This is a genomic window from Pseudobutyrivibrio xylanivorans DSM 14809 (genome assembly GCF_900141825.1).
Lineage (GTDB): Bacteria > Bacillota > Clostridia > Lachnospirales > Lachnospiraceae > Pseudobutyrivibrio > Pseudobutyrivibrio xylanivorans.
Genome location: NZ_FQYQ01000012.1, coordinates 76368 through 87929 on the forward strand (window position 1 = coordinate 76368; position 11562 = coordinate 87929).

At 40.3% G+C, this 11562-nt stretch carries 11 protein-coding genes; all 11 read right to left on the reverse strand.

Annotated features, from left to right (window positions below):
• Positions 1–12 precede the first annotated feature (12 nt).
• Positions 13–837, reverse strand: a complete 825-nt coding sequence (gene larC / locus BUA88_RS09935) for a nickel pincer cofactor biosynthesis protein LarC (protein ID WP_072917050.1) — start codon at positions 835–837, stop codon at positions 13–15.
• 8 nt (positions 838–845) lie between these two features.
• The gene (locus tag BUA88_RS09940) at positions 846–2546 is read right to left on the reverse strand and encodes a methyl-accepting chemotaxis protein (protein WP_072917052.1); all 1701 of its coding nucleotides are present in this window, start codon (positions 2544–2546) and stop codon (positions 846–848) included.
• Positions 2547–2701: 155 nt separating this feature from the next.
• Positions 2702–2884: a hypothetical protein gene (locus tag BUA88_RS09945; protein WP_028247210.1), complete on the reverse strand. Its 183-nt coding sequence runs from the start codon at positions 2882–2884 to the stop codon at positions 2702–2704.
• A 76-nt stretch (positions 2885–2960) separates the two neighbouring features.
• The gene (locus BUA88_RS09950; protein ID WP_072917055.1) at positions 2961–3893 is read right to left on the reverse strand and encodes a D-2-hydroxyacid dehydrogenase; all 933 of its coding nucleotides are present in this window, start codon (positions 3891–3893) and stop codon (positions 2961–2963) included.
• 15 nt (positions 3894–3908) lie between these two features.
• Positions 3909–4784, reverse strand: a complete 876-nt coding sequence (gene aguB, locus BUA88_RS09955) for an N-carbamoylputrescine amidase (protein ID WP_072917061.1) — start codon at positions 4782–4784, stop codon at positions 3909–3911.
• Between the two features lie 2 nt (positions 4785–4786).
• Complete coding sequence (aguA, locus tag BUA88_RS09960; protein WP_072917064.1) at positions 4787–5878, reverse strand: agmatine deiminase; 1092 nt, start codon at positions 5876–5878, stop codon at positions 4787–4789.
• Between the two features lie 9 nt (positions 5879–5887).
• Positions 5888–7033, reverse strand: coding sequence for a carboxynorspermidine decarboxylase (nspC, locus tag BUA88_RS09965; RefSeq protein WP_072917069.1), 1146 nt, complete (start codon positions 7031–7033; stop codon positions 5888–5890).
• 18 nt (positions 7034–7051) lie between these two features.
• Entirely contained in the window at positions 7052–8311 is a 1260-nt protein-coding gene (locus BUA88_RS09970; protein ID WP_072917073.1) for a saccharopine dehydrogenase family protein, read from the reverse strand.
• Positions 8312–8327: 16 nt separating this feature from the next.
• Positions 8328–9215: a polyamine aminopropyltransferase gene (speE, locus tag BUA88_RS09975; RefSeq protein WP_072917077.1), complete on the reverse strand. Its 888-nt coding sequence runs from the start codon at positions 9213–9215 to the stop codon at positions 8328–8330.
• Positions 9215–10663, reverse strand: a complete 1449-nt coding sequence (locus BUA88_RS09980; protein ID WP_072917082.1) for an aminotransferase class I/II-fold pyridoxal phosphate-dependent enzyme — start codon at positions 10661–10663, stop codon at positions 9215–9217. Before BUA88_RS09980 ends, speE begins: the two co-directional genes overlap by 1 nt.
• A 168-nt stretch (positions 10664–10831) precedes the next feature.
• Positions 10832–11374 carry a rubrerythrin gene (gene rbr / locus BUA88_RS09985; protein ID WP_072917087.1) on the reverse strand — a complete coding sequence of 181 codons (543 nt, stop codon included), beginning with the start codon at positions 11372–11374 and terminating at the stop codon, positions 10832–10834.
• Positions 11375–11562 lie beyond the last annotated feature (188 nt).

Consider the following 11562-nt stretch of genomic DNA (forward strand, 5'->3'; position numbering starts at 1 on the left):
AACAATTTATTTTTACGAGTTATTCTGAATAATCATAGCTTTTACTACACCATCTAACCCGTAATCTCTTTTGCCATTTCCATAGCCTGTTTTTTCGATTTTAAAATCCTTTGGAAGCTTATCAGAAGTTCTAATTGCTGCCACAGTAGCTGCTCCTGTAGGAGTGACGAGCTCGCCCTGTACATCAATAATCTCAAGCTCCAGACCGTTATCATCTACTATATTTTTTACAGCAGGAACAGGCACTGGCAATATGCCGTGCTGACATCTAACTGTACCTTTACCATCGTACAATCTCTCCACTATCACGTCACTGATTTCAAGATTATCCAGGCATACTGCTATAGCAATAATATCAACAATAGAATCTATTGCTCCCACCTCATGAAAATGAACCTCTTCAACTGGCACTTCATGAGCTTTTGATTCTGCCTTTGCGAGAACATCAAAAATATGCTTTGCTATTTCCTTAGCATTAGATGTCATTACCGTATTGTCGATAATAGCGTTTATTTCTTTTATCCCACGGTGATTATGTTCGTGATGATGCTCATGGTGGTGTTCATGTCCAGTCTCATCATGATGATGTAAATGACCATAGAGATACTCCATATCATGATCATGCCCATCATGCTCCTTATCTAACACCACATCAAAATCAGTGCATTCAAATTTTCCTTTATTTATCTTAGTAATTACGATATCAAATCCATCTGCTTTTATGCTTTTTAACACATCTAAAAGGACATGACTGTCGGCGCCCAAATCTAAAAGAGCGCCAACTGTCATGTCCCCACTTATTCCTGATTTACAATCTAAATATAATATTCTGTCCATCAAATCCTCTATTGGAAGAAAGCCATTTCCTCATCAAGTACCTTGGCAATTTTGGTAAGACCATTTGCCTTTTCTGAAAGAATTTCCATTGTGTCAGAAAGATCTTGCATAGAAGCTCTTGTTTCTTCTGAGCTAGCTGCGTTCTGTTGTGAAATGGCTGAAAGATTATTGATGGTCTCTGAAATAACTGTACTAGCCTTCTCTGATTTATCAACGTTTTCAACAATTTCTTTTGTAAGAGTTACAGACTTGTTGATATCCTCAATAAGGAGATCAACCTGCTCAATGGTTCTGTGGATAGTACTACGCTGCTTACTGATGGCTTCTTGCACGCTGCCGGCTTCTTCCATTGTCTTATTAGAATCAGCTGCAAGTCCCTTCATTGCTTCCTGTATATTCTGAGCAGCTGCTGCAGACTGGTCTGCCAACTGACGAATCTCATCAGCAACAACAGCAAATCCCTTACCTGCTTCACCTGCTCTAGCAGCTTCTATACTTGCATTTAATGATAACAGATTTGTCTGTGCAGCAATAGCATCAATTATCTGTACAGCCTCACTAATTGTTGTTACGGCTGTGTTTGTATTTCCAATAAGCTCTACGATTCCATCGATAGCGGAAATACTTTCTCTTGTAGACATTCTAAGCTCTGTCAGTTTATCCTGACTAGCCTTCGAATTATCCTGCATAAGATCTGCAATATTATGCATCTCATCTGTATTTCCAATAATAAGCTGAATTGCTTCGTTGATGTCATTTACACTTTCAACAGCTTCCTGTAATGATTCAGCCTGTGAGGATGCACCTGTTGCTACCTGAGAAACTGCTGTAGTTACATTATCTGCTGTTTCAGTAATTGTCTCTATTGTTTCATACAGATACGCCGCTGAATCATCCACTTCGTTAGACGAAACTCTGGCGTTACCAATAACATCCCTGATTTTCTCAGCCATGTCAAACAATGCATTTGACATTTCTCCGAGCTCATCTTTTCTATTTTTAACTTTGTCGCTAAGATGGATTTCCAAATCACCTGTTGCCATTTGGCGTACAGCCCTGACGTTTTCATCGATTGACCTTATAATCTGGACGATATAAAGAACTGCAATTAAAGCGAAAATGATAATAATTGCGAATGAAAGAGTAACAGTCCAAGCTACCTTTTTACTTATGTACTCTGTTACTGCTATCTTTTCCAAACCAACAAATGCCATACCATAAATTGCACCAGTGTCATCCTTTAACGGGATATACGCAACGTAAAATGGCTGGCCATTAATCATTACGTTTTCGGCTGAATATCTGTTTCCTCCATTTAATACTTCCGCAATAACAGCATCTCCAGCTTTGGTTCCAACTGCCCCTTCAATACTAGAACGCTCACGAGTATCGCCTCTAAAGAAGGTATAGTCATAACCTGTTTCCTCATGCATTTCCTGCTCCAGTGTAACATTTGCAATTTCTTCCGCACTCATACTTTTCTCGATATAATCCAAAACCTGAGCGTATGATGCACATGTTGCCATTACACCGGTTTCAACCTCATATTCCATTCCTCGGCGCATATTTGTGGTTCCTACAATTGTTGCGGCCACACCTACACACACCAGTGAAATGATTAGCAATCCCAAAATAGCTGTTCTCAGTGAAGAAATCTTTACCATTTTGGCTAGCTTATCCATTGTGCCAACATTTTCCTTGTTCTCCATATTCGACCTCCGTTTATTATCTCCCTGGCCGATTGAACAGTATTACTCCACAAAGCTAGAAAACCGACTATTTGGATTATAGCCTATAATTAAGTACAGACTGTGAAAAAAGTGTAAAAAAAGGCAACTGTTGTAACATTGTGAACAGTTGCCTTTTAGGTATCGTTATTCTCTTTTTCGACTTCTATATTTACACTAAAGTCGATGCCACTATCTTCTAATTTATTGCGGGTAATCTTGCGCTGTGCTTCTCTAAGCATTTCCTTAACCGCTTCTAAATCATCATAGGCATCATCAGAGCTATATGGTTTGTTTTCATCTTCAAACTTCCAATTCATATTTTGAATCCTTATAAGCTCTCCCAGTGAATCTAGTCTAGCAAATTAGTTTGAAGAAATGATGTCTTAATCTATATTATTTAAGGAAGTCCTCAATCTGTCCCTCAATAATCTTCATAAGTCGCTGGCGAGCTTCTACTGCAGCCCATGCAATATGTGGGGTAATAAGAAGCTTTGTGCTGTCCTTAATTCTTACCAGTGGATTCTCTGGTGACATAGGTTCTACATCTAGCACGTCGAGACCTGCTGCTGCAATTTGTCCACATTCAAGTGCATCTGCAAGATCTTTTTCCACAATAATTGGACCTCTTCCAACATTTATAAGGATAGCATTCTTTTTCATCTTTGAAAGTGCAGCCTTATCGATGAGATGCATTGTATTTTCATCAAGTGGTGCGTGGATAGATATCACATCTGATGTGGATAACAATGTATCAAAATCCACCTCTTTGTAGATATCTGAATGATTGCGTCCGCTTGTTGAATAGTAGATTAAATTTGCACCAAAAAGCTTTGCGATTTCTGCTACACGACTTCCGATTGCACCAAGTCCAATAATACCCCAGGTCTTTCCTGAAATCTCATGGAAATGCTTTTCAAAGTGAGTAAACATTCTGTCGTTTGCATACTTCTCACTCTTAACATACTCATCATAATAGCTAAGGTGTTCTAAGAGATAGAATGCAAGAGAGAATGTGTGCTGTGCTACTGCCTCTGTTGAATAACCTGCTACATTTCTCCACTCGATTCCACGACTAGCAAGGTAATCCTTATCAAGATTGTTTGTACCTGTAGCTGTAACGCAAACTAGCTTAAGCTGCTTTGCTGTGCCAATTGTTGCTTCGTTTACTGGTACCTTGTTAAGAACGATAATGTCTGCATCTTCTACTCTGGCTGGCACTTCATCTGGGGCTGAGTAATCATAGATTACTACCTCTCCAAATCGCTCAAAGCCTGATAAATCAATATCTTCACCAATTGTCTTTCTGTCCAAAAATACAATCTTCATAATCTACCTCCTTGGCTATTTACAAATATCACCATAGCATTCTGGTCGTCTGTCTCTGAAGATTCCCCAACTCAGACGATTCTCTGCTATTTCATCCAAATCATAAGTGTGAATAAGCACCTGTTCTTTATCTCTGGAAGCATCCTCAAGGATTGCTCCTGTTTCATCTGTCATAAATGAGCTTCCATAGAAATTGAGACTGGATTCCTGTCCACCATTTTCCTTGCAAGGCTTAACTTCTTCTAAGCCAATTCTGTTGGCAGCTATAACAGGCATAAGATTGCTTCCTGCATGTCCTTGCATACATCGTCTCCAGTGTGGCATGCTGTCGCTTTCTAATATAGGCTCGCTACCGATAGCTGTTGGATAAAAAAGAAGCTCAGCTCCCTGTACTGCCATGCTTCGCGCTGTCTCTGGAAACCACTGATCCCAACATATTCCAACTCCAATCTTAGCATACTTTGTATCCCAAACCTTAAACCCGGTATTGCCTGGTGTGAAGTAGAATTTCTCCTGATAGAAATGGTCGTCAGGAATATGTGTCTTTCTGTATACCCCAAGAATTTCTCCGTCTGCATCGATTATTGCCACGGAATTATAAAGTACGTTTCCATCCTTCTCATAAAAGCTTACAGGGATAACTACTGAGAGCTCTTTTGCCACTTTTTTAAAATGGCACACAGCGTCATTTTCATCTACTGATTTTGCAAAAGCATAGTATTCATACTGACGCTCCTGACAAAAATACTGACGCTCAAAAAGCTCTGGGATAAGAATAATCTGTGCTCCTGAAGCTGCTGCTTCACGAACCATTTTATCTGCTTTTTCGATATTTTCTGAAACAACTGTAGTGCAACGCATTTGGATAGCTGCTACTGTTACATTTTTCATTTTTACACCTCTGGTATTTGCTGTGTGATGCAGTGAATATTTCCACCACCCACTATTATAGCTCTGGCATAAACAGGATAAATCTTTCTTTCTGGGAATAGCTTTCCAAGAATTTCCACTGCCACTTTATCATTCTCATCGTTAAACTGAGGCAAAATAATGCCTCCATTTGATATATAAAAGTTCACATAGCTGGCTGCTAATCTCTCACCAACCTCACGAACATCTTCGCCTTCTTCAAATTCGTAGCCCTGCAGCTCCTCTTCTGTAATACAAACAGGATTCTTCGGAATCGGAAGCTTGTGAACTGCAAAGCTTCTGCCCTTAGCATCTGTTTCTTTTTCCAGTACGTCCAGGCAGGCTTTACTCATCTCATACTGTGGATCATTTTCATCGTCAGTCCACGCCAATACTACTGTGGCTGGACCTGTAAAGGCGCACACATTATCAACATGCTCATTGGTCTCATCATTATATATGCCTGATGGAAGCCAGATTATCTTTTCAGCTCCAAGATAATCCTTCAGCTGATTCTCAATCTGCTCTTTTGACATCTGAGGATTACGTCCCTTACTAAGTAAGCATGCCTCGGTAACTATCACAGTACCCTCTCCATCAGAGTGAATGCTACCACCCTCCAGCACAAAAGGATGTGCGTCATAGCACTTCATCCCAAGGGCTTTACATATCTGAGATGCTGCTACATCATCCTTTTCCCAGTGAGCATATAGACCGTCATAGTCTCCGCCCCAGGCGTTGAACTCCCAGTCGATTCCACGAACCTCAGTGCCATTCACAACACATGTAGGCCCTACATCTCTTGCCCAGGCATCGTTAGTATCTATCTGAAGAGGGTGGATGTTAGGCCATTTTTCAAATGTCTCTTCCACTTCGTGAATATGCTCTTCATCTGCCAGCATCCATACTTCTTCGCTATCAGCAATAGCTATTGCTATCTGCGAAAAAACTGCCTTAGCCTGCATTCCACCATATGGCCATGAGCCTGGTCTTACCGGCCATATCATTACGCATCCACGGTGCGAAGCATATTCTGCTGGCATATAAAATTTATCTGCTTTTGGTGTACTAATCATAAAACCCCACTAGGACAGACGATTTTTAAAATCCTCATATCCAAATTTCTTTATTAACTGGCATTCTCCGTTCTCTTTCTGTAAATATATACTAGGAAGAGGAATGCCATTAAAAGTATTATTCTTTACCATTGAATATATTGCCATATCCTCAAATACCAGTCTGTCTCCCACCTTAATCTCTCGATTAAATGAATAGTCTCCAATAATATCTCCTGCCAGGCATGTATACGAACTAAGTCTGTATTTATATGGCTTCTTATCATATTCATATGAATTCATAAGAGGTGGACGATATGGCATTTCCAATACATCTGGCATATGACATGCTGCAGATGCGTCTAAGATTAATGTCTTTATCTTATTATCAACAATATCCAAAACCTCAGTAATCAGGTATCCTGCGTTTAAAGCTATCGCCTCTCCCGGCTCCAGATAAACCTCTACATCATAGGTTTCTTTTATATCTTTTATAATACGAATCAGGCGATTTACATCATAATCTTCGCGACTAATATGATGTCCTCCACCCATATTAATCCAGTTCATCTTTTCCAGATATTGCCCGAATTTTTCTTTTACAACTTCAACTGTAGACTCTAAATCGTCACTATTCTGCTCGCAGAGTGTGTGGAAGTGAAGTCCGTCTACTCCATCTAAAACAGTAGGGTCCTTCGCCAATGCCTGCTGCAAATTCGAAAGTGTAACACCAAGCCTTGAGCCTCTAGCACATGGGTCATAAATGGCATGGTCTCCCTGAGTGGAGTGCTCAGGATTAATTCTAAGTCCAATGGAAACCCCAGCTTTCAAACACTTATCCTTATATTTCATAAGCTGAGCAACTGAATTAAAGATAATATGGTCGCAAAGGTTTACCAGCTCATCAAAATCTGTTTCTTTATAAGCAGGTGCAAAAACGTGATTCTCCTTGCCCATTTCTTCCTTGCCAAGACGCGCTTCATACAGTCCGCTTGCTGTAGTGCCAGCTAGATACTTTCCGATTAAAGGATATACAAAATAGTTGGAAAAGGCCTTCTGGGCCAGCAGGATTTTACAATCTGCCTCCTGCTGCACCCTTTCTAAAACCTTAAGATTATCGATTAACTTACCCTCATCAATAATATATGAAGGTGTTTCTACCTGAGATAATAACATCTATTTCCTCACTATAAATTAATCTACGAGAACTGGGTTCTCTACTACCTGCCATGGTAAGCCCCACTTATTAAGTGCTTCCATGTATGGATCTGGATCGAACTCATCTGTTGTAAACACACCTGGGTTCTTCCACTGACCTGTTACAACCATCATAGCACCAATCATTGCTGGTACACCAGTTGTGTATGAAATCGCCTGTGAACCTACCTCCTTGTAGCACTCCTGGTGGTCACACACATTATAAATATAGATAGAACGCTCTTTACCATCCTTAATACCTGTAAAGATACATCCAATGTTTGTCTTACCAACTGTTCTTGGTCCAAGTGATGCTGGATCTGGAAGTAATGCCTTAAGGAACTGAATAGGCACAATTTCCTGACCATTGAAATTAATAGGTGTAGTACTAAGCATACCTACGTTCTCAAGGCAGTTCATGTGTGTAAGGTAGCTCTGACCAAATGTCATGAAGAAACGAATTCTCTTAACCTCTGGCATATTTCTTCCAAGTGCCTCAATTTCCTCATGGTGAAGAAGGTACATATCCTTCATACCAACTCCATCAAAATCATACTCTCTCTTAATGCTCATAGCAGGAATCTCAATCCATTTGCCGTTTTCCATATATGAACCTGGAGCAGAAACCTCACGGAGGTTAATCTCTGGATTGAAGTTTGTAGCAAATGGGTATCCATGATCACCACCATTGCAGTCAAGGATATCTATTGTGTGAATTTCATCAAAATAGTGCTTCTTTGCATAAGCTGCAAATACGCTTGTTACACCTGGATCGAAGCCTGTTCCAAGAAGGGCTGTAAGGCCAGCATTCTTAAACTTATCTTCGTAAGCCCACTGCCAGCTGTAATCAAAGTATGCTGAGAATCCAAGCTCCTTACATCTCTTCTCGTAAATTGCTCTCCACTCTGGATCATCTGTATCCTCTGGCTCGTAGTTTGCTGTATCGATATAATCTACGCCTGCTGCAAGACATGCATCCATGATTGTAAGATCCTGATAAGGAAGTGCTACGTTAAGAACTGCATCTGGAGCATAATCCTTAATAAGCTTTGTAAGTGCCTCTACATCATCTGCATCTATCTGAGCTGTCTTGATAACTGTCTTAGTCTTATCCTGAAGCTTTTCCTTCATTGCCTCGCACTTTGAAACTGTACGGCTAGCAATCATAATTTCCTCGAAAACATCACTATTCTGGCAGCACTTTGAAATTGCAACCCGTGCTACTCCACCACATCCTATAATTAATAATCTTGCCATTTTATTACTCTCCTATTTATTCAATATTTTCCTTTGATTCTTTTTTAGCGGCTTTCTCTTCTTCTACCAATAAATCCTCTACATATCTAGGTAGCATGAAGGCGCCCTTATGAAGATTTGTTGTGTAATACCAAGTCTGTAAATCTCTGGCTTTCCAACGCTTAGTATCTAAATCCTTTAATGGATGATATTTTTTTGATGCAAATCCAAACATCCAGTAACCTGAAGGACAGGTAGGGATGTTGGCCTGATAAACCCTGTTAATCGGGAAGCTCTTGTAAGCCTTTCGATGCATGGCCCTAAAGGCTTCCTCATCTTCATCGTAGAAAGGACTACCATGCTGATATACCATGATTCCATCTTCCTTAAGCGCTCTATAGCAACTACCATAAAACTCTCTAGTGAAAAGACCTTCTGCATATCCGAATGGGTCTGTTGTATCATTAATGATTAAATCGTATTTATCTCTACAACGGCGTAGGAATCTCAGACCATCCATGTTTGTAACTGTAACTCTCTCATCATCAAAGCCCTTAGCAGTCTCAGGGAAAAACTCCTTGCTGATTTCAACAAACTTCTCGTCCTGCTCAACCACATCAATGTGCTCAATTTCAGGATACTGAGTGAGTACACGGGCAACACCGCCATCACCACCACCAATGATAAGCACTTGCTTAACATTTGGATGAACTGCCATTGGCACGTGAACTACCATCTCGTTGTAGATAAATTCATCCGCCTCAGAGAATATAATCTCACCATCAAGTACAATCATCTTTCCCAGCTCCTGTGTCTCGAAAACATCTATCTGCTGGTACTCACTCTGACCACTATATAATTGTTTATTTACACGGATACTCGTCTTAACGTGCTCCGTTTCCATCTGTGAAAACCAAAAATCCATTATTTTATAACACTGATAAGCTCCACTGTAGGGTCCTTAGTACCCTGCAGGCTACATCCCTTCTCCTTAGCAAATTCTATATATTCAATTATCTCTTTTGTAATCCTCTCGCCAGGTGTCAAAATAGGAATACCTGGTGGATAACACATTACAAGCTCGGCGCAAATTTTACCATCTGTCTCGTGTAGAGGTAGCTGCACCTTATCAGTGTAAAATGCCTGTTGTGGAGTCATCACATTTTCTGGCTGAATGAACTCACCGCAGTATAAATCGCTGGAGTCCTTTTCATAGAGACGCTTAATATCTTCTAAGGCTCCAACTAGTCTCTCGATATCCTGGATTCTGTCTCCTATAGAAATGTAAGCTAATATATTTCCGATATCACCAAATTCTATCTGAATATCATATTCATCTCTAAGCAAGTCATAGACCTCAATACCGGTTAGACCTATTCCCTGAGTATAGATCGATAGCTTAGTAACATCAAAATCATAAACGCTATCTCCATCGATAAGCTCCTTGCCATAGGCATAGAAACCTCCGATTTCATTAATCTCGCTACGAGCATACTCCGCCATGCGAGCAACCTTTTCAAAAGATTCCTCGCCTCTTAAAGCAAGATTTCTTCTAGACAAATCCAAACTAGACAGCAGCAAATATGATGCGCTGGTAGTCTGTGTAAGATTTATAATCTGACGCACATACTCTGCATCCATGTTTTCTCCGCAGAGAAGAATAGAACTCTGAGTAAGGCTTCCGCCAGATTTATGCATGGAAACAGCCGCCATATCCGCTCCTGCAGCCATTCCAGATATTGGTAAATTATCATTAAAATAAAGATGTGTTCCGTGAGCTTCGTCAGCAAGAACCTTCATTCCGTGCTCATGGGCAATCTTTACTATCTCTTTCAAATTTGAACAAACGCCGTAGTAAGTAGGATTGTTAATAAGGATAGCTTTTGCATCAGGATTTGCATCCATTACACGTCTAACCTCTTCTACCTCAACACCTAGGGCAATGCCAATCTCAGGGTTAACCCTTACTTCTACATAGACAGGCACAGCACCACAAAGCACCATGGCGTTAATAACGCTCTTATGGACGTTTCTTGGAATGAGAATCTTATCTCCAGCTTTACAAACCGATAAAATCATAGTCTGAACTGAGCTTGTGGTTCCATTAACCATAAGAAAGGCATGAGCCGCCCCAAAAGCATCAGCAGTAAGCTCCTCTGCCTCTTTAATAACAGAAATGGGATGTCCCAAATTATCCAGCGGTTTCATGGAATTTACATCCAATCCTACACACTGCTTTCCCAGCAAATCTACAAGTTCAGGATTACCTCTACCTCGCTTATGACCGGGAACATCGAAGGGAACTACTCTCCTTCGTCTGAATCGCTCCAATGCTTCACAAATAGGAGCTGATTTCTGCTCGTATTTCTTCATTTATATTACCTTTTCCCTTAAACTGTTGATGCTCTTCATACTCGCATCCCTGTATAAAATAAGGCGAGGGATGAAAAAGTCACCACTCGCCCATTATATATTACTTTGTCTCTCAGTGTTACTATTTTCGACAGTTTTTTAAAGCAATTTTGACTTTAAAAATTTATCTTAATAGTTCTGCTCTCTAACCTCAAAGTATGCCTGTGGATGCTTACATACTGGACAAACTGCTGGAGCCTCTGTTCCTACAACGATATGGCCACAGTTGCGACACTCCCACATTGTAACTCCGCTCTTCTTGAATACTTCCATAGCTTCAACATTATGAAGAAGCTTACGATAGCGCTCTTCATGCTCTTTCTCGATAGCGGCTACTCCTCTGAACTGAGCTGCAAGCTCTGGGAATCCTTCCTCATCAGCTTCCTTTGCCATGCGATCATACATATCTGTCCACTCAGCATTCTCACCCTCTGCTGCATGAAGGAGATTCTCAGGTGTTGTTCCAACCTCACCTAAAGCCTTGAACCAAAGCTTTGCATGCTCCTTCTCATTATCAGCTGTCTTTAAAAATAAAGCAGCAATCTGCTCATAGCCAGCTTTTTTTGCTACTGAAGCGAAGTATGTATACTTATTTCTAGCCATTGACTCGCCAGCAAAGGCCTCCCAAAGATTCTTTTCTGTTTTTGTGCCTGCGTACTTATTCTCTGCCATTTAAAAATCCTCCTTTTACTGTCAAAATAATATGACTTTCTTAGTCACATTTTACTTAATTCAATTGTGTAATGTCAATAAAATTTACGCTGCTGGCAGCGTAAATTTGTTCTCGGAAATCACAGAAAAGACAATCCCTGTGTGTTTGTGATAAGAATTAGATTTGTGACTATCTTACTCTTTTTATC

What these genes read in the sequence shown, in the direction of transcription:
- BUA88_RS09945 (WP_028247210.1), bottom strand. Translation starts at nt 2,884, where the DNA reads ATGAATTGGAAGTTTGAAGATGAAAACAAACCATATAGCTCTGATGAT.
- larC (WP_072917050.1), bottom strand. Translation starts at nt 837, where the DNA reads ATGGACAGAATATTATATTTAGATTGTAAATCAGGAATAAGTGGGGAC.
- aguB (WP_072917061.1), bottom strand. Translation starts at nt 4,784, where the DNA reads ATGAAAAATGTAACAGTAGCAGCTATCCAAATGCGTTGCACTACAGTT.
- BUA88_RS09940 (WP_072917052.1), bottom strand. Translation starts at nt 2,546, where the DNA reads ATGGAGAACAAGGAAAATGTTGGCACAATGGATAAGCTAGCCAAAATG.
- BUA88_RS09970 (WP_072917073.1), bottom strand. Translation starts at nt 8,311, where the DNA reads ATGGCAAGATTATTAATTATAGGATGTGGTGGAGTAGCACGGGTTGCA.
- rbr (WP_072917087.1), bottom strand. Translation starts at nt 11,374, where the DNA reads ATGGCAGAGAATAAGTACGCAGGCACAAAAACAGAAAAGAATCTTTGG.
- BUA88_RS09980 (WP_072917082.1), bottom strand. Translation starts at nt 10,663, where the DNA reads ATGAAGAAATACGAGCAGAAATCAGCTCCTATTTGTGAAGCATTGGAG.
- speE (WP_072917077.1), bottom strand. Translation starts at nt 9,215, where the DNA reads ATGGATTTTTGGTTTTCACAGATGGAAACGGAGCACGTTAAGACGAGT.
- aguA (WP_072917064.1), bottom strand. Translation starts at nt 5,878, where the DNA reads ATGATTAGTACACCAAAAGCAGATAAATTTTATATGCCAGCAGAATAT.
- nspC (WP_072917069.1), bottom strand. Translation starts at nt 7,033, where the DNA reads ATGTTATTATCTCAGGTAGAAACACCTTCATATATTATTGATGAGGGT.
- BUA88_RS09950 (WP_072917055.1), bottom strand. Translation starts at nt 3,893, where the DNA reads ATGAAGATTGTATTTTTGGACAGAAAGACAATTGGTGAAGATATTGAT.